Raw genomic sequence first — 18,394 nt, forward strand, 5'->3', positions numbered from 1 at the left:
CTGGCGCCACCTGGGGGGCATGAGCGACGTGATCATCGCCGGCGGCGGGCCTACGGGTTTGATGCTGGCCTGCGAGTTGCGGCTGCACGGCGTGGACGTGATCGTGCTGGAGAAGGACGCGACGCCGACCATGGTCGTCCGCGCGCTCGGCCTGCACGTGCGCAGCATCGAGGTGATCGACCAGCGAGGCCTGCCGGAGCGGTTCCTCGCGCACGGCCGGCAGTACCCGGCCGGCGGGTTCGTCGGCATCCAGAAGCCGCCGCCCGACCTGGACACCGCCCATCCCTACGTCCTCGGCATCCCCCAGACCACCACCGATCGCCTTCTGGCCGAGCGCGCCACCGAGCTGGGCGCCGAGATCCTGCGCGGGTGCGAGCTGGTCCTGCTGCGGCCGGACGGCCACGTGGCGTGGGTCGGTGACGACCAGCAGGATCTGCTCGGCAGCCTTCCCCAGTGGTTCGGCGACCCGCGTGCCTCGGATCCGGACCGGACGCTGGGGCCCACGCCCGCGAAGGCCGTTCTCCGACCCCAGAGCGGTACCTGGTGTGGACGGAGCCCGCGGGTGCTCGGTTGTCGGTTCAGTCGCTCAGGTTGCGGTGTAGTCGTCGTTCGTGCAGCTCGGTGCCGCCGGGGCCGCGGTCGAGCTGGGAACGTCCGGTCTCGGCCCAGCCGTGGCGGTCGTAGAAACGCAGGGCTCGTTCGTTGGTATCGAGAACCCACAGGCCGGCGTGGGTGAAGCCGCAGGATCGGAGGCGGTCGAGCGCTGCGGTGTGCAGCTGGGTGCCGATGCCGCGGCCCCAGACGTCGGGGTCGAGGTAGAGCGCGTAGAGGTCGCCGATCGTGGGGTCGGCGCGGTCGGCCGGCACCAGCGGCGGACCGGTCGCGGCGAAGCCGACGACAGCCCCTGCGCTCGTTGCGACGACCACGCGCGTGTTCGGCCGGCGGGCGGTGAGCGCTTCCGACCAGAACCGTTCCCGATCGGGGAGGGATAGGCCGGCCAGCACGTCGTCGGGGAGCAGACCACGGTAGGCGGCGCGCCAGGACCGCACGAGCACGTTGGCGATGGCATGGGCGTCGGCCGGGGTCGCCTCTCGGAGCTCGACCATGCGGCCGATGCTTCCAGGGAAGGCTCGCCCCCTGTCAGTACTCGGCGAGGCAGAACGGGTGCCCCGCCGGATCGGCATAGACGTGGAACCGTTCGCCCTCCTGAAGAAGGGTGGCTCTATCTGCTCTTGACCAGGGCGAACAGCAGGCACAGCGAGGGCACCTACGAGAGCCGTTCCGTACAGGTTCCGCGGTTGGGCAGTCTCGCGCTCGGACCCGCACTTCCCCCGTCCCCCTCGTCCTGGCCGTATTGCTCGTCGGAGCGGTGGGGGCAAGGGTGGCGCTTGCGCCATCGCGCAGCGACGCCGTAGGCGCCCATGCGGAGCCCGCACCTGCGGTTGCTGGCGGATCTGGCAATCGACATGCTTATTTGGTGCCTGACGTGCAGATTCGCCGTGGGGGTGGCGCTGACACCGACGTCCTGGCTGGGCTGGTCCCTGACCCGGATCGCAGATTCTGGCGCGTCCGTTCGGCCATGGATGGGTTGGAGCAGCTCCTCGTTGCTGAGGCCGACGGGCAGGTCGTTGGCGCCGTGTCCGTGCGCTGGGCGGGAGCGTGCGATCCACCGAACCCATGGATCTACGGCGGCGACGTGCTGGAGGACTGGCGCAGTCGTGGCGTCGGGTCGTTGTTGTGGCAGGCGGCGCACGAGGAGTGCAGGAGCCGTGGTCACGAGCTGGTGAGCCTGGACGTCGACCTTGAGAATGTCGCAGCTCGACGTCTGTACGAGCGCTTGGGCTACGAAGTGGTCGGTCGGCATGAGCACCGATGGGTGGCGAGAGATCGATCGGGCCGCGTGACCGGCGAGGGCACTGCCGATACTTGGCTCATGAGATGCGGCCTGACTCCGAGGTAGGGCCGGGTAGCAGGTGCCGCCGGCCGCGAGCGGGCCGGAGGCAGGAGCGAGCGAGCCGAGCGGTGCCGGCGTAGCCGGACTGCGCCGCCGGAGGGTTCAGCTCGTCGCCGCCTCCCGGGCCCGCAGGTCCTTGCGCAGGATCTTGCCCGACGCCGACTTCGGGATCTGGTCGATGAACTCGACCACCCGCACCTTCTTGTGCGGGGCGATCCGCTCCGCGACGAACGCCATCACCTCGCCGGCCGTGAGGTCGGCGGCGCTCTCCTGACGCACGACGAACGCCTTCGGCACCTCCTCGCCCTCGGCGTCGTGCACGCCGATGACCGCGGCGTCGGCGATCTTGTCGTGGGTCAGGAGCAGCGCCTCCAGCTCCGCGGGCGGTACCTGGTAGCCCTTGTACTTGATCAGCTCCTTGACCCGGTCGACGATCGTGAACACGCCGTCCTCCGTGACGGTGGCGACGTCACCGGTGTGCAGGTAGCCCTCGGCGTCGAGCGTGATCGCGGTGGCCTCTGCGTTGTTGAGGTAGCCGGACATCACGTTCGGACCCTTGACCCACAGCTCACCGCGCTCGCCGGGTCCGACCTCCTTGCCCGTCTCCGGGTCCACGAGCTTCGACACGACGTTCGGGATGGCGAACCCGCAGCTGTTGAGGTCAAGGTCCGGGCGGTTGTCCGGCATGCAGTGGCTCACCGGTGACAGCTCGGTCATCCCGTAGCCCTGCAGCACCGTGCAGCCGAGGCGCTTGGCGACCGCGTGCCCGAGCTCGGCGTCGAGCGGGGCGGCGCCCGAGAAGATCACGTCGATGCAGGAGAGGTCGTACTGGTCGACGATCGGGTGCTTGGCGAGCGCGACGGCCACCGGCGGGGCGATGTACACCCGGCCCACCCGGTAATCGGCGATGATCCGGAGGAACTCCTGCAGGTCGAAACGCGGCATCGTGACGACCGTGGCCCGCTTGTGCAGGCCCTGGTTCATCATCACCGTCATGCCGTAGATGTGGAAGAACGGCAGCACCGCGAGGATCTTCGTGTCGCTGCTGACATCGCCCATCGCCGAGATCTGCTGCAGGTTCGCCACGAGGTTGCGGTGGGTGAGCACCACGCCCTTCGCCCGACCGGTGGTGCCCGACGAGTAGGGCAGCACGGCCGTGTCGGCCGCCGTCACGGTCTGGGCAGGCGGTTCCGCGGTGGTGGCGAGCAGGTCGCGCAGACTCGCGTGGCCCTCCGCCCCGTCGAGGACGACGATCGCCTCGGGAGCGAGGCCGACCTCGGCGGCAGCCGCAGTTGCGCGGTCGAGGAACGGCGACACGGTGAACAGCAGCTTGGCGCCGGAGTCGGAGAGCTGGTGGGCGAGCTCGCCGGGCGTGTAGAGCGAGTTGACGCTGGTGACGATGGCGTTCGCCCGCAGTACCCCGTGGAAGACGGCCACGTAGTGCGGCGTGTTCGGGGCGAACAGCGCCACCACGTCACCGGCGCCGATCCCCCGTTCGGCCAGCGCCGCGGCGATCTTGCCGACCATGCCGTGCAGCTCGCCGAACGTGATCGTCGCGCCCGAGGTGCCGTCGATCAACGCCGGGGCTCCGGCACTCTCGCCGAAGCCGGTGAAGAGGAAGTCGAAGAGCGAGATCTCGGGAATCTCGACGTCCGGATACGGGCTGCGGACGGGCATGCGGCGCTCCTTTGCGGGTGGCAGTAGCGGGACTCTACCCACCGGTAGGCCGCAATGGTCCAGACCGGATATGGGCTCCGACCGGCGGCTTTCACCTGAATGGCCTAACCCGGAAGGGTTGTCTTGATCGTCACCGCCTGCCAGGGTGAGCGCGCTGGCCCTGGCGAGCCCCACTCGCCCGGCCGGTCCGGAGCGGCGTCCCCTCGCCGCACCGGTTGCCACCGGCGTGCGGTGCCCCCGATCGCGCGGTCGACGTGGCGGTTTCAGCGGAGTGGCCCGAGTTCATGACTCCCCCTCAGATCCCGGGCCGCTCCGCCCACCGAGGGAAGATTTCCCGCATATCCCGTCTGACCATGGCTTCACCCTGCGGTCGACCACTGCCACGAGTGCGGGCCCGTCGTCACTGTCTGTGGGCCGGTTCAGTCCTCGTGGCTCTCCGGCCGGGTCTCGGATGTGCCTCCGAAACCCGGTGCGAGGTCGGCGGGATCTGGGCTGTCCGGTTCGGCTTCCGGTCCGCCCTCCGGCGGCTCCGGCTGCACGACGCCGGCCGGGTTCGGTGCGACCTCACTCGTGTCGGTACCGGGAGGAACCCTGGTCTCCTGCTCCTCGGTCATGACGTCGACCTCGTTGTCTCGCTGGGCGGCCTTCGCCGGACGGCTGCCCACCCACGAACCGGCCCAAACGCATGCGCGGTGGATTTCAGCATCCGCTGACCAGGTAGCTCGCGCTCCTCATGACTCGCCCTCCGATCCCGGGCCGCTCCGCCCACCTGCTCCAGCCGTGGCAGGCGTACGCCGTGTCCGGACGATCCGGCGGCCGAGCAGAACGAAACCGGCCAGCACAGCGAGGACCGGCAGGAACGGCAGGACGAACCCCACCACGGCGGCCGCGGCCGAGCCGATGGCGCGCAGTCCCTCCCAGCCTGCGGCGAGGCCGTCGAGGAAACCGGGTGCCGGTCGGGTGTCCTGCGGCGGCACGGCAACCGGACCACGCAGGTCCACGGTCAACGTCGACATCGCGACCTGGTCCCGCAGCGCCGCGAGCCTACGGGTGAGGGAGTCCAGCTCGGCTTCCCGCCGGGCGAGCTCCGATTCGATCGCCACCACGTCGCCGATGGAGCTCGCCTCGGCGAGCAGCCCGCGGACCCGCGCCACGCTCGCGGTCTGGGTGGCCACCCGCGCATCGAGGTCCACCACTTCCTCCGTGGCGTCGAGCACCTGGCTGCTGCGAGACACCACACGGCCGTACCCGGTGACGTCGTCGACGAGCCGGTCGAGCGCGTCGGTGGGCACCCGCAGCACCAGCCAGCTGCCGGTGTCGCTCGACTGCTCCTCGGTGACGAACCCGCCTGCGCTCGCGGCGGCGGTGCGGACCTGGCGAACCGCGGTCGCGGGGTCGCCCACCTCGACCGTGACCTGCGCGGTGCGCACTAGCTGCCGCTGCACGGCCCCGAGCGGGACGCCCGGAACCTGCGCGTCGCCCCCGCTCATCTCCGGGGCCGCGGACCCCTTCTCGTCAGCAGCGGACCCCACACCGATCGAGGGGGCCGGGCGGGCCGGGGCGACGGCCATCACGTCACTCGCACCGCCACCGGCGTCGCCCCCGACCTGCACGAGCGTGAATGCGGCCACCAGCACCGCGAGCACGACTCCCACCCCGACCAGCACCACCCGGCGCCTGATCCTGACCTGCACCACCGCCACCGCCTCCTCACCCTGTCCGCCACCAGGACGGAGGGCAGGGCGGTGCGGGTTGGCCGCCGTGGGTCACGATCCCGTCACGGCACCCGGAAACACCACGACTCGCGCGCACCCAGACCGCGACTCGCGTACACCCAGACCGCGACTCGCGGGTCAGGTGAACAGGTGCTCGAAGGCTCGGAGGTTGGCCAGGCTCTCGCCGCGGTCCTGGCGCCAGGCGTGCTCGCGGCGGATCGACGTGACGAAGCCCAGCTCCAGCAGGGTGTTGAAGTCGCCGTCGGCGGCCTCGAGGACCTGGCCGAGCACGCGGTCGAGCTCATCGGCCGTGACGGCGTGCAGACCGATCCGGCCGATCAGGTGGATGTCGCCGACGCGGTCGAGCGCGTAGTGCACCCCGTAGAGGCGCGCGTTGCGCTGCAGCAGGAACCGGTAGACCGCGTCGTGGGCCTCGTCCGGCTGCCGGCAGACGAACGCCTGCACGAAGAGGGCGTGCTCGCGGACGAGGAGCCAGCAGTGGGTCTGCAGCCGGTTGGTGCCGGGCAACGTCACGAGGAACTGACCGGGCTCACGGCGGTGGTGGTCGACGTCGAGCTCGGCCAGTGCGGCCGCGACGGTGGCGTCGACGGCCGGTGGATCCGCTGCGGTCACCCCTCGATCATCCCGGCCGCCAGCCCGGCACGCATGGCCTGCCACTGGCGCTCGGCGAACTCGGCGGACGCATCGGCGTAGGTGTCGAGGAGGGCATCGGTGGTGCGATCCCATGAGAACCGGTGCGCGTGCCCGACGGTGTGGGCCGCGAGCTCGGCGCGACGGCCGGGCACGAGCGCGACCGCGCCGAGCGCGTCGGCCCATTGCTCGTCGCGATGGCCGTCGACGAGCAGGCCGGAGACGCCGTCGGCCACCGCGACCGGCAGCCCGCCCACCCGTGCCGCGACGACCGGGGTGCCGCAGGCCTGCGCCTCGAGCGCCACGAGCCCGAACGACTCGTTGTAGCTCGGGACGGCCACCACATCGGCGGCTCGGTAGACGTCCACGAGGCCGTCCCTGCTCTGGGGTGGCAGGAACCGCAGCACGTCGGTGATGCCGAGGGCGGCGCCGAGCCCCTGGAGGGCGGTGGGCTCCGCGAGCCCGCTGCCGGACGGCCCGCCCGCGACGAGCACGACCAGCCGGGACCGCAGGGACGGGTCGCGGCGCAGCAGCTCCGCCGCGGCCCGCAGCAGCACGTGCGGGGCCTTGAGCGGCTGGATCCGCCCGGCGAAGGCCAGCACGACGGCGTCCGGCGCGATGCCGAGCGCCGTGCGCGCCGTGGCCCGGTCTCCGGGGGTGTACCGCCCGAGGTCGACGCCGGGCGGGATCGCGACGGTGCGGTGCGGGTCGGCGTCGTAGAGCTCGACGAGCTGGCGCGTCTCCTCGTCGGTGTTGCTGATCAGGCGATCGGCCTCGGCCACGACCTGGTCCTCGCCGATCACGCGCACCATGGGCTCTGGCTGGTCGCCGTCGGCGAGCGCCGCGTTCTTGACCTTGGCGAGGGTGTGGGCGCTGTGCACGAGCGGCACGCCCCACCGGTCTCTGGCGAGCCAGCCGACCTGCCCGGAAAGCCAGTAGTGCGAGTGCACGACGTCGTAGTAGCCGGGTTCCTGGTGTGCCTCGGTGCGCAGCACGCCCGCGGTGAAGGCGCAGAGCTGGCTCGGGAGGTCGTGCTTGCCGAGGCCCTCGAACGGCCCGGCGACGACGTGCCGCACCAGCACGCCCGGCGCAAGCTCCGCCACCGGGGGGAGATCCGACGAGGTCGCGCGCGTGAACACCTCGACGGCCACGCCGCGCCGGGCCATCCGGGTGGCGGTCTCCACGATGTAGACGTTCATGCCGCCTGCGTCGCCCGTGCCGGGCTGCTCCAGCGGCGAGGTGTGGACGGACAGCAGGCACACCCGGTCGGGTCGCCGCGGTACGTCGGTGCGGACGGAGGTCACGACCCTGTGTAGCACGCGCGGGGCAGGCTCAACCTGACGAGTTCGCCACCGATGCCTCGTGGGCCAGCAGACCGAGCAGCGCGTGCACGGGGTCGGTGGCGTGCCACCGGCCCGTGGTGTCCCGCCATGCAGGCACGCGGAACCGGTCGGGACCAGGGCGCTTCACCTGAACCCACAGCTCGTCGTGAACCGCGAGATCCCCGTCGGGCACCTGCATCTCCAGCGTGTGGCACGCCACGACGATCTCGGCGAGCTCGGCCCACCGCACGGTCCGTCCGTCGCCTTCCACCTCGGCGACGACCACGTCGGACGCGAGCGGGAGGTCGAGCAGTTCGGCCAGCGCCGACGGGTCGCCTCCGGTGGCCAGCTCGCCTGCGGGCAGCACAGCGGCGAGCCACGGGTGGTCGAGCACCATCGCGGTCTCGACGTCCGCGACGGTGCCGTCGAGCGCCCTGACCCGTTCGGGGAGCTCCAGGTCGGCCGGGTCGACCCGGCCGTCGGCCACGGCGTCGGCGAGCTCGGCGTACGCCTCGGCGGCGAGAGCGACGTCCGGGGTGCGGGCCGGGTCGGCGAGCCGCGCCAGCAGGTCGGCGGCCGTCGAGGTGTCGGGGATCCGCAGGTCGGCGCGCACCCCGATCGCGGCGAGCACACCCTCGTCGGGGAGGCCGTCGCCGGGCGGCGGGTCGTAGAGCGAGCCCAGGTCGCTCGCGGTCGGGAGCCGCCAATGCGCGGGGCGGCGGCCACCGAGGCGGGCGTGTCGCCCGAGCCACCACGCCGTGTACGAGCCGGGCGCGGTGAGAGCGGCGCGCGTGTCCCGCTCGCTCGCGAGCAGCGTGAGCGCGGCGGCCCACGCGTCGTCGGCCACGAGGTCGAGATCCCGCACCGCCACCAGGCGGACCGGCGGGGCCTCCAGGCCGTCCCACCAGCGCTCCTCGTCGTCGAGGTCGTGGTCGGGCGCAACCGGTTCCTCGTCGACGACGACCGTGAACCCGTCGACGACGCCGACGGCGAGCAGCGCGGCACGCGGCACGCGCGCGGCGAACGCCGCATCGATCGGGTCGAGCGGGACGTCCGGGGCGAGCAGTGGCCGAACGGCGGCGTCCGGGAGCATGAGCTCGTCGGCGCGCGCCGGGTGGCCCTCGGCGTCCGGCAGGGCCAGTGCCGCGAGCGCCTCGGGTGCGCTCCCCGTCTCCGCGACGAGTGCCAGCACCGCCTCCGCCAGCGGGCGGACGTCCAGCCCGGCCTCGGCGTCGTCCACAGAGCGTTCGACGGCGTCGGCGAGCGCGGGGTGCTCCAGCAGTGCCCCCGCCTCCGCGAGGCTCGCTCCGAGCCGCTCGAGCAACGCGTGCACCGCGGCGGGATGCGCGATGTGCAAGCCCGGCAACCCGAGCGCGGCCAGGCGCTCCACGCCGTCGTCGGCCGGAGGCTGCAGCAGGACGGTGGCCGGGCCCGCGGCCATGCGGCCATCGGCCAGTGGGACGGGGAGGGCACGCAGCTCGTCCGTCGCGCCCGGCATCGTGTCGGCGAGTGGCTCCAGCGCGGCGTAGAGCGACCGCCACCACTCCGGCGGCTGCTCCACCCCGAGCAGGCGCTGCACGAGCTCGGCAAGGGGCATCCGGTGCACGCCGAGCTCGGCCAGCACGGCCGGGTTGGTGCCAGGCGGAACCGGGGCGAGCAGCCGGTCGAACCCGGCGTCGGCGAGCAGTCCGGGCAGCGCGGCGGCCGGTCCGTCCAGCGGCGGGACGTCGAGCCACTCCGCGCGGCCGGGCGCGAGCTCCGCGCCCGTGACGGCAGGCAGCCACGCCGTTCCGCGCAGTGCGGCGAGGAGCAGCTCGCGCAGCTGCCCGTCCAGCTCGGAGCGAGGGAAGCCCGGCTCGGGCGCCAGCGCGATGCGCGCCTCGGGAGCGACGACGCGCACCAGGTCGACGTATGCCGCCGCGGCCCCGGCCAGCACCGCGTCGGCGGCCGGGCCCGGCCGCACCCGGCGGCGGTCCGGCTCGAGCGGCACGGTGGCGATCAGCCGGGCGGGGAGCGAGAACCGCTCTTCGGTGGCCGTCGGGGCGTGCAGCACGTCGGCGTGCAGGGGATCGGGGGCGCCGTCGGCGGTGAGCGGGAGCGCCCAGCACACCGACCAGTCCCGCCGACCCCGCTGCTCGACGGGCTCCGCCTGCGCGGCGAGGTCGTCGATCCGGCCCGCCCGGCGGGCCAGCAGCCAGCGGCGCCCCGAGATCGTCACCTCACCGGGACCGGGACCGTCCGTCCGGGCCACGACCAGCTCACCGACGGCGATCTCGACGAGATCGGGCAGCGCCAGCAGCAGGTCGGCGGCACCGTCGCGGGCCTCGGCGAGCAGGGCGGCGGGGTCGGTTCCCGGACGCAGCGGCAGCCGGACCTCGGTGTCGTAGCCGGTGGGCGGACGCTCGTCGGTCGGCCAGACGAGTCGCAGCACCGGCGGACCGTCCCGCCGTGCGAGCTCGGCCGCGGGCCCGGGGAAGGCGGCAACCTCGGCGGCCGTGCGCTCGGCGGAGAACGCCACACCGCCGTTCGCGCTCGACACCCGCGGGGCGTCCGACACCGGGAGCACGGCCGCGAAGCCGACGCCGAAGCGCCCCACCGAGCCCGGGTCGTCCCGCTTCGCCGAGGCACGGAGGGACGCGAGCGCGGCGACACCCGCTTCGTCCAGCGGCGCACCCGTGTTGGCGATGGCCAGCTCGCCGTCCCGCAGCTCGACGCGCACCCGCCCGGGCACGCCCGCGGCCCGCGCCGCGTCGGCCGCGTTCTGGGCGAGCTCGACGAACCACGCATCGGCGTACCCGCCGAGCCGCAGGTCCTCCTCGGCGTTGGCGTCCTCGCGGAAGCGGGTGGGCGAGTCCGCCCATGCTGAGAGCACGGCGGAACGAAGCTCCGCCGTGCCGAAAGGATCGTCCACTACCGTCCGATCGGCTCCAGGTCGACGCCGTCGTCGTAGACGAGCTCGGCCACCGCCACCGCGGACGTCGTGTCGGGTTGCACGTCGGAGTGGGCGCCGCAGCCGAACCCGACGTCGACGACCGAGCCGTCGGCGGGCGAGTACTCGTTGCCGCACACCCCGAACGCGGCCCGCAACGAGCCGGCGAGCGGGAAGAAGAATCCGCAGGTGCCACACGGCGCGGGGGCGGCGCGGGACATGTCCGCGGCCGGGCCGTGCGGGCCGTCGTGCCAGCGCCGGGCTGCCTCGTCGCGCCCGTAGCGGGACGGCACCAGGCGGCGGCCCAGCCCCACCTCGACGGCGACCTCCTCGACGGCGGGGTCGTCGGAGGCGATGTAGCCGGGGACGAGTCGCGGGTCGTCCTGCTGGGCGGGCAGCAGGTCGCCGACGCCGAGGTCGCCCGGACGCACCCGCTCATCCCACGGCACCCACTCGGGCGCCACCAGTGCGTCGGGGCCGGGAATGAGCACGACCTCGCTGACCGTGACGGGCGTGTCCTCGCCCGCCGCGGCGAGGGTGACCGACCAGCGCCAGCCCTGGTAGCCGCCCTGGGTGGCGGCGAAGTGGTGGCTGACGGCGTCGGGGCCTTCCGGGACGGCTTCCAGGTGTTCGCCGACGGCACCTTCAGCGGCGTGCGGGCCGAGGTCCGCCGCGGCCTCCTCGACCGCCGCGGCCCGAGCCTGCTCCACCGCGTCCACGAGCCGAGCGGGCGGGTCGAGGGTCGGTACGGCGTTCACCGGAGGGATTGTGCCACCCTCTCCGCCATGACCTTCGGGCGTGCACTGCTCGGGGCGCTGGCGGTGGTGCTCGCCGGGTGTGCCGCCGCCGCTCCGGCCCCGGCTCCCGCGGTGGAGCGGCTGCGTCCCACGGTGCTCGCCGAGCTGCCGCACGACACCGATGCGTTCACGCAGGGCCTCGAACTCGCCCCGGACGGCGCGCTGTACGAGGGCACCGGGCTGGCCGGCCGGTCACAGTTGCGCGAGCTCGACCCGGACACGGGCGAGGTCCGGCAGGAGGTGCCGCTGCCCGGCCGCCTGTTCGGCGAGGGCATCACCGTCGTCGGCGACCGGATCTGGCAGCTCACCTGGCAGGACGGGGTGGCGCTCGAGTGGGATCGCGCCGGGCTGACGCTGCTGCGCCAGGTGCCGATGGACGGCGAGGGCTGGGGCCTGTGCCGCGACGGCGACCGCCTCGTGCGCAGTGACGGCACCGACCGGCTGCGCTTCCACGACCCCGAGTCGTTCGCCGAGACCGGATCGGTGGCCGTCACCCTCGACGGCGACCCGGTCACCGAGATCAACGAACTGGAGTGCGTCGACGGGCAGGTGTGGGCGAACATCTGGCAAACCGACCGGATCCTGCGGATCGACCCGGCAGACGGACGCGTCACGGCGGTCGTCGACGCCACCGGGCTGCTCGACGACGAGCGCCGCGGCGACGCCGACGTGCTCAACGGCATCGCCGCGCTGGGCGGCGACGAGTACCTGGTGACGGGCAAGCTCTGGCCGGCGTCGTTCCGGGTGCGGTTCACCCCGGAGTAGCGGGGGACACCAGATCGCAAACCGGTCACAGTGTCGCCCCGATGGGTCAGAATGGAGCCGTGGCCCGTCCCGAGTCGCCCCAGTCCCGCCGCGGCCGCCGTACGTGGGCCGCGGAGGACGACGGCGGCCTACCTGGGGCGGACGAGACCGATCGCTACGTGCCCCGCAGGCGCTACCCGTGGCACGACGACCCCGACTACGACCCGGCCGCCCACCGCCGCACTCCCCCGCCTCGTCCCTGGACGCCGCCACCGCCGCAGCACGAGGCCCACGAACCAGCAGAGCCCGAAGAGCCCGCGGAGCCGAAACCCGAGCCACCGCCCGCGCGGCGGATGCCGCGCAAGCTCACCGTCACCCGGGTGGCCGCGCTGCGCAGCCGCGAGCTCACCGAGGGCGGCATCCGCGCGTTCCACCGCGCCACCACGGCCGACGGGGCCGACCGCTCCGGTCTCACCGCGCTCACCTACGCCACGATGATGACCTACGCGGTCGACGCCGCCGTGGCCGTCGCGCTGGCCAACACGCTGTTCTTCGCCGCAGCCACGGCGGAGAGCAAGACGAACGTCGCGCTCTACCTGATCATCACCGTCGCCCCGTTCGCGGTGGTGGCGCCGGTGATCGGGCCGATGCTCGACAAGCTGCAGCGAGGCCGGAGGGCAGCGCTCGCGGTCTCGTTCGCCGGACGGGCGGTGCTCGCCGTCGTGATGGCGTTCAACTACGAGAACTGGCTGCTGTACCCGGCCGCACTCGGCGCGATGGTGCTGAGCAAGTCGTTCGCGGTGCTCAAGGCCGCCGTCACCCCTCGGGTGTTGCCGAGCGCGATCACGCTGGTCACCACCAACTCGCGGCTCACGACGTTCGGGCTGATCGCCGGCGGGCTCGCGGGTGCGTTGGCGGCGGGCGTCGCATGGCTGTGGGACTCCCCGGGCGCGCTGATCTTCACCGCCGTCCTCGCGGTGGCCGGCACGGTCGTGTGCCTGCGGATCCCGCGCTGGGTCGAGTCCACGATGGGCGAGGTGGCCGCCACCCTGCGCACCACCGCGCGGGGCAAGCGCACGCCGATGGGCCGCCACGTCACGGTCGCGCTGTGGGGCAACGGCGCCGTTCGGGTGCTCACCGGGTTCCTCACGCTGTTCGTCGCGTTCGTGGTGCGCGAGCAGTCGGAGACCGACCCGGCCCGGCAGCTCCTCCTCATCGGCATCGTCGGTGCAGCGGCCGGCATCGGCTCGTTCACCGGCAACGCGGTGGGCGCTCGGCGGCAGTTCCTCAAGTCCGACGCGGTGATCATGTCCTGCGTCACGGCCGCCGTCGTCGTCAGCGGGGTGGCTGCACTGCTGCCGGGCATCGCCACCGCCGCGCTCGTCGGCCTGATCGGCGCCGCGGCGAGCGCGCTGGCGAAGGTGTGCCTCGACGCGGTGGTCCAGCGCGATCTCCCCGATGAGTCGAGGGCGTCCGCGTTCGGGCGGTCGGAGACGGTGCTCGCGCTCGCCTGGGTGTTCGGCGGGGCGATCGGGGTGCTGCTGCCGCACGACACGTTCTGGCTGGGCTTCGCCGTGATCGCCGGGGTCATCGCGCTCGCAGGCGCGCAGTCGGCGCTCGTCGCGCGCGGCCGCAGCCTGCTGCCGTTCATCGGGCACCGCGTTCCCGGCGGCGCGTGAACCGTACCGTGGTGCCCGTGCCGCGCCGCCTGCTCGCCGCCCCCGTCGCCGCGCTGCTGCTCGCCGGCTGCGGGGCCACGGAGCCGCCGCCCCCACCACCGCAGGTGACGTTCACGGCAGGCGCGGCCAGCATCGTCGCCCGTCCAGCGCAGTACTGCGACGTCGAGCTCACGCAGTGCCTCACCGACGTCGCCGCCCCGGTGCGCCTCGCGGTGCCGCCCGGCACGCCGGTGCAGGTCACGGTGCCGCCCGAGATCGCGCAGTCGCCGTGGCAGGTGGTGTTCAGCTACGCCGACGCGGCCGGCACGCCCACCGACGAGCGCAGCCCGGTGTTCGGCCCCGACTCGCGCAGCGACTGGACGTTGCAGCTGGGCGTGCCGGAGGACCGGCTGCTCACCGCGGAGGTGCAGCAGTACGGCCCGCCACCGCAGCCGAACCCGCAGACCGGGGAGCTGGAGTTCCCGATCCGGGCGAGCTGGGTGCTGAACGCGGGCTAGCCGGTTTGCTCCGCGGGACCGACAGCGATGGTGTGCGGCCCGCCGTGGCCCAGCCCTGTCGTGGCCACGCGCTCCCGCCGAGATGGCATGCAGCGCTGTTCGATCTTCTCCGGACCGCGCTCAGTGCCATCTCGGCTTCGGCTGCGGGTCGTGACCGCGCCACGTACACCCCGGTCGGAACGCGCGCCGATCTGACGATCACACGCTCACGCCGGGCCAGCCCCCGCCCGGCGCGCTCGTTCTCGGCTGGCGCGCCCGGTCGACGGGGTGTCTGACCTACGACGGGTTGCGTCGACCGACGCGGGTTGCGCCGGCAGCTCCGCCGTGCCGAGATGCGGCCCGCGCCCGGCGACCACAGGAACGGTCACGAACGCCGGCCGGAGTGCTACCCGTCGAGGTCGCGGGCCACCGCGCGCACGACCTCGGCCGAGAGCTTGCAGGTGCGGCGGTCGGGGTAGCGGCCCCGGCGCAGGTCCGGCTGCACCTTCGTCTCGAGCAGCCGGATCATGTCCTCGATGAGGCTGTGCAGGTCCTCAGCCGGCCGGCGGACGGCCTCGACCACCGACGGCGGCGTGTCCACCAGACGCACCGACAGCGCCTGCGGACCGCGCCTGCCCTCCGCCATCCCGAACTCGACGCGCTGCCCGGCCTTGAGCGCCTGCACCCCGGCCGGCAGCGCAGCCTTGCGGACGTAGACGTCCTCGCCACCGTCCTGAGCGAGGAACCCGAAGCCCTTGTCGGCGTCGTACCACTTGACCCTGCCGGTCGGCACCCCTGCTCACCCGTTCCTCGATCGAACCCGACGTCCTGCGGCGCCAAGGCGGACCGCATGACGAACGCGCCCCGGGATGCCGGACCTCCACTTGGTCGGCCCATCGAGCGACACCGGGACGCGTGGGCACCACCCTAGTCCGCCCGACCCACGCCGCGCATCCGTTCAATTCCCGGCAATCCGACGGCTCGGCATCCGGACGAACGGCGCGCTCGTCCAATAGGTCTGAAGGAGAGCGCCGTTCGGCCTGCGCCGTCAGGCGTTGCGGAGCGTCGCCGCATCCCCCAGGTCCAGCAGCTCCACGCTCTTCGCCCGCATCTCCACCTTGCGGACCTTGCCGGTGACCGTCATCGGGAAGGAGTCGACCACCAGCACGTATCTGGGGATCTTGTAGTGCGCGAGCTTGCCGGTGGCGAACTCGCGCACCGCATCGGCCGTCAGCTCGGGGGCACCCTCGCGCAGGGTCACCCATGCGCACAGCTCCTCGCCGTAGCGGGCATCCGGAACGCCGATGACCTGCGCGTCGAGGATGTCCGGGTGGGTGTAGAGGAACTCCTCGATCTCGCGCGGGTAGATGTTCTCGCCGCCGCGGATCACCATGTCCTTGATCCGGCCGGTGATGTTGACGTACCCGTCGGCGTCCATGACGCCGAGGTCGCCGGTGTGCATCCAGCGAGCCGTGTCGATCGCCTCGGCGGTCTTCTCCGGCTCCTCCCAGTACCCGAGCATCACCGAGTAGCCGCGGGTGCACAGCTCACCCGGCTCGCCGCGAGGCAGGGTCAGCCCTGTCTCCGGGTCGATGATCTTGACCTCGACGTGCGGGTGCACCCGCCCGACCGTCGACACCCGCCGCTCGAGGGAGTCGTCGGCGCGGGTCTGGGTGGAGACCGGTGACGTCTCGGTCATGCCGTAGCAGATCGTCACCTCGGTCATGCCCATCCGGTTCACGACCTGCTTCATCACCTCGACCGGGCACGGCGAGCCCGCCATGATCCCGGTGCGCAGCGACGACAGGTCGAAGGACTCGAAGTCGGGGTCGTTCAGCTCCGCGATGAACATCGTCGGCACGCCGTAGAGCGAGGTGCAGCGCTCCTGCGCGACGGCCTTCAGCGTGGCCTTCGGGTCGAAGCCGGGGCCGGGGATCACCATCGTCGCGCCGTTGGTCGTGCAGCCGAGGTTGCCCATCACCATGCCGAAGCAGTGGTAGAAGGGCACCGGGATGCACACCCGGTCGTCGGGGGTGTAGCCGCAGAGCCGCCCCACGAAATAGCCGTTGTTGAGGATGTTGTGGTGGGACAGCGTGGCGCCCTTCGGGAAGCCCGTGGTCCCGGACGTGTACTGGATGTTGATCGGGTCGTCCGGGCTCAACGCGGCCTGCAGCCGGACGAGCTCGGCGCGGTCGCCGCCACGGCCGTCGGCCATCAGCTCGTCCCAGTTCGGCCTGCCGATGAGGATCACCTGCCGCAGCCCGGGGCAGTTCGGCTGTACGTCCTTGATCATCGCCTCGTAGTCGGACGTCTTGAAGCTCGGCGTGGCCACGAGCATCGAGATCCCGGCCTGGTTCAGCACGTACTCCAGCTCGTGCGTGCGATAGGCGGGGTTGATGTTGACGAGGATCGCCCCGATCTTGGCCGTGGCGAACTGCACCAGCGTCCACTCCGGGAGGTTCGGCGCCCAGATGCCGATCCGGTCGCCCTTGACCACCCCGGCCGAGTGCAGACCAAGGGCGAGCGTGTCGACGTCCTCGCGCAGCCGGCCGTAGGTCCACCGGCGGCCGGTCGGCACGTCGACGAGGGCCTCGGCGTCGGGCCGGGCCGCTGCGGTGCGGTCGAAGTTGTCCCCGATGGTGTCGCCGAGCAGCGGGACATCGGACGTTCCCGATGCGTAGGAGGGAACGGCGGGTGCGGCAACGGACACGGCGATGGGTCCTTTCGACGTCATCGGCGGCGGGTGTCGCTCATCCTGCGACGACTGATCCGCAATCGCCACCTCCGGATGGGGAGGAAACCCGCTCGCGGGCGGCCGATACCCTCGAAAGATGCACGATCCGCGGGTGCTTCTCGACCCAGCCACCGACGCCGTCCGCAAGCTTGCCCGGCGGGGCTTCTCGCTGGACGTCGCGTCTCTGGAGAAGCTGCTGGCCGCCCGCAACTCCGCGATCCAGCGCGGGGACGAGGCGCGTGCCGAGTCGAAGCGGGTCGCCACGGCCGTCAAGGGCGCGGCCCCCGAGGAACGCGAGGCGCTGGTCGCCCGTGCCCGCGAGCTGAAGGGCGTCGTCGCGGCGGCCGAGGAGGAGCACCGCGCCGCGGAGGCGGAGCTGCAGGAGCTCATGCTCGGCATCCCGAACCTGCCCGCCGACGAGCTGCCCGACGGCGCGAGCGACGAGGACGCCGAGCTGGTGCGCACGTGGGGCGAGCGGCCGGAGCTCGACTTCACCCCGCTCGACCACGTCGACCTCGGCGAGAAGCTCGGCATCCTCGACCTGCCACGGGCCACCAAGCTCGCCGGGCCGCGGTTCGCGGTGCTGCGCGGCAAGGGCGCGGCGCTGGAGCGGGCGATCGCGCGCTACCTGCTCGACCTGCACACGGAGCGCCACGGCTACACCGAGTTCTCGGTGCCGACGCTCGTCAACCGCGTCACGATGACGGGAACGGGCCAGCTTCCGAAGTTCGAGCAGGACCTGTTCAAGACGGGCGTGGGTGACCGGGAGCTCTACCTCATCCCGACCGCCGAGGTGCCGCTCACCAACCTGCACGCGAAGGAGACGCTCGACCTCGAACAGCTCCCGCTGGCCTACACCGCACACACGCCGTGCTTCCGCTCGGAGGCAGGCTCGTACGGGAAGGACACGCGTGGCCTGATCCGGCTGCACGAGTTCTCGAAGGTCGAGCTCGTGCGGATCGCCGACGCCGAACGCTCGCGTGCCGAGCTCGAGGTGCTGCTCGGGCACGCCGAGGCGGCGATGCAGGGCCTCGGTCTGGCGTACCGGGTCGTGAAGCTCGCGGCGGGTGACATCGGGTTCTCGGCCGAGTTCACCTACGACATCGAGGTGTGGCTGCCAGGGCAGGGCGCCTACCGGGAGATCAGCTCGGTGTCCGACTTCGGCACGTTCCAGGCCCGCCGCGCCGGCATCCGCACCAAGGCGAAGGACGGAAGGCGTGGCTTCGCCGCCACGCTCAACGGCTCCGGCCTGCCGATCGGGCGCACCCTCGTCGCGGTGCTGGAGCAGGGTCAGCAGGCCGACGGCTCGGTCCGCCTCCCCGAGGCCTTGGTGCCGTACGCGGGCTTCGAGGTGCTCACGCCGGCCTGAGCACGTCCGGTGCTCGGCCAGCATCCACGACCATGACGAGGGCCCGCAGGCCTCCTGCCCCCCTGCGGGCTCCCGTCGTGTCTCCGCCCCCCGTAACGACCTGACCGACACGGGCGAGTACGGCGAGGTGACCACCCCTCAACAGTGGCCGCCGGCTCCCCACCCGCAGCGTCGCCCCCCGGCTCTCCACGACGACACCCACCCGATCCCAGTGCAGCGGTCTCCCCGGCACGCGGCAGGCCAGCCCCGTGCGAGGCAGTCGTACGGGCCTCCTCCGCTCCGCCCGTACGCGCCGCCGCCCCGAACTGCTCCTGCGCCGCCCGCCGGACCGGTCGTCGTGCAGGTCA

The 18,394-nt window shown here is 72.8% G+C and carries 15 protein-coding genes and 1 pseudogene; 6 read left to right on the plus strand and 10 right to left on the minus strand.

Going from position 1 to position 18,394, the window contains the following annotated elements:
- Window positions 1-19 precede the first annotated feature (19 nt).
- Window positions 20-736, plus strand: coding sequence for an FAD-dependent monooxygenase (locus K1T35_RS49975; protein WP_370645263.1), 717 nt, complete (start codon window positions 20-22; stop codon window positions 734-736).
- Here the strand turns inward: K1T35_RS49975 and K1T35_RS49980 are convergent.
- Window positions 645-1,397: pseudogene (locus K1T35_RS49980) on the minus strand (N-acetyltransferase family protein); the annotation flags it as partial. The gene K1T35_RS49975 and the pseudogene K1T35_RS49980 sit on opposite strands and share 92 nt — an antisense overlap.
- An 89-nt stretch (window positions 1,398-1,486) precedes the next feature.
- Here K1T35_RS49980 and K1T35_RS49985 point away from each other — a divergent pair.
- On the plus strand, window positions 1,487-1,960 hold the full coding sequence (locus tag K1T35_RS49985; protein WP_370645543.1) for an N-acetyltransferase family protein: 474 nt from the start codon (window positions 1,487-1,489) through the stop codon (window positions 1,958-1,960).
- 96 nt (window positions 1,961-2,056) lie between these two features.
- Here K1T35_RS49985 and K1T35_RS44545 read toward each other — a convergent pair whose 3' ends face one another.
- From K1T35_RS44545 to K1T35_RS44575, 7 genes are all read right to left on the minus strand, one after another.
- Window positions 2,057-3,631 (minus strand): AMP-binding protein, encoded by a 1,575-nt coding sequence (locus K1T35_RS44545; protein WP_220257661.1) that lies wholly within the window; start codon window positions 3,629-3,631, stop codon window positions 2,057-2,059.
- A 419-nt stretch (window positions 3,632-4,050) separates the two neighbouring features.
- Complete coding sequence (locus tag K1T35_RS44550) at window positions 4,051-4,245, minus strand: hypothetical protein (RefSeq protein WP_220263322.1); 195 nt, start codon at window positions 4,243-4,245, stop codon at window positions 4,051-4,053.
- A gap of 117 nt (window positions 4,246-4,362) precedes the next feature.
- The gene (locus K1T35_RS44555; RefSeq protein ID WP_220257662.1) at window positions 4,363-5,328 is read right to left on the minus strand and encodes a DUF4349 domain-containing protein; all 966 of its coding nucleotides are present in this window, start codon (window positions 5,326-5,328) and stop codon (window positions 4,363-4,365) included.
- Between the two features lie 156 nt (window positions 5,329-5,484).
- Window positions 5,485-5,979 (minus strand): YbjN domain-containing protein, encoded by a 495-nt coding sequence (locus K1T35_RS44560; protein WP_255621347.1) that lies wholly within the window; start codon window positions 5,977-5,979, stop codon window positions 5,485-5,487.
- Window positions 5,976-7,301 carry a D-inositol-3-phosphate glycosyltransferase gene (gene mshA / locus K1T35_RS44565; RefSeq protein WP_220257664.1) on the minus strand — a complete coding sequence of 442 codons (1,326 nt, stop codon included), beginning with the start codon at window positions 7,299-7,301 and terminating at the stop codon, window positions 5,976-5,978. The genes K1T35_RS44560 and mshA overlap by 4 nt, the downstream gene beginning before the upstream one ends.
- Window positions 7,302-7,329: 28 nt before the next feature.
- Window positions 7,330-10,230: a sacsin N-terminal ATP-binding-like domain-containing protein gene (locus tag K1T35_RS44570; RefSeq protein WP_220257665.1), complete on the minus strand. Its 2,901-nt coding sequence runs from the start codon at window positions 10,228-10,230 to the stop codon at window positions 7,330-7,332.
- On the minus strand, window positions 10,230-11,006 hold the full coding sequence (locus K1T35_RS44575) for a DUF3027 domain-containing protein (protein ID WP_370645265.1): 777 nt from the start codon (window positions 11,004-11,006) through the stop codon (window positions 10,230-10,232). The genes K1T35_RS44570 and K1T35_RS44575 overlap by 1 nt, the downstream gene beginning before the upstream one ends.
- Before the next feature lie 27 nt (window positions 11,007-11,033).
- On the opposite strand from K1T35_RS44575, the gene K1T35_RS44580 reads away from it, so the two are divergent.
- Genes K1T35_RS44580 through K1T35_RS44590 form a run of 3 tightly spaced genes read left to right on the plus strand, consistent with a single transcriptional unit; the run spans window position 11,034 to window position 13,965 of the window.
- Window positions 11,034-11,810, plus strand: coding sequence for a glutaminyl-peptide cyclotransferase (locus tag K1T35_RS44580; protein WP_220257666.1), 777 nt, complete (start codon window positions 11,034-11,036; stop codon window positions 11,808-11,810).
- A gap of 59 nt (window positions 11,811-11,869) precedes the next feature.
- Window positions 11,870-13,468 (plus strand): MFS transporter, encoded by a 1,599-nt coding sequence (locus K1T35_RS44585; RefSeq protein WP_255621348.1) that lies wholly within the window; start codon window positions 11,870-11,872, stop codon window positions 13,466-13,468.
- A gap of 17 nt (window positions 13,469-13,485) precedes the next feature.
- Entirely contained in the window at window positions 13,486-13,965 is a 480-nt protein-coding gene (locus K1T35_RS44590) for a DUF2771 family protein (RefSeq protein WP_220257668.1), read from the plus strand.
- A gap of 385 nt (window positions 13,966-14,350) precedes the next feature.
- Here the strand turns inward: K1T35_RS44590 and K1T35_RS44595 are convergent, their stop codons facing one another.
- A complete protein-coding gene (locus tag K1T35_RS44595) occupies window positions 14,351-14,737 on the minus strand; it encodes a cold-shock protein (protein ID WP_220257669.1) in 387 nt (128 codons plus the stop codon).
- A gap of 255 nt (window positions 14,738-14,992) precedes the next feature.
- Complete coding sequence (locus K1T35_RS44600; protein ID WP_255621349.1) at window positions 14,993-16,654, minus strand: AMP-binding protein; 1,662 nt, start codon at window positions 16,652-16,654, stop codon at window positions 14,993-14,995.
- Between the two features lie 121 nt (window positions 16,655-16,775).
- Here K1T35_RS44600 and serS point away from each other — a divergent pair, with 121 nt between their 5' ends.
- On the plus strand, window positions 16,776-18,047 hold the full coding sequence (serS, locus tag K1T35_RS44605) for a serine--tRNA ligase (RefSeq protein WP_220257671.1): 1,272 nt from the start codon (window positions 16,776-16,778) through the stop codon (window positions 18,045-18,047).
- The last annotated feature ends 347 nt before the right edge of the window (window positions 18,048-18,394 follow it).

This window comes from Pseudonocardia sp. DSM 110487 (assembly GCF_019468565.1).
Lineage (GTDB): Bacteria > Actinomycetota > Actinomycetes > Mycobacteriales > Pseudonocardiaceae > Pseudonocardia.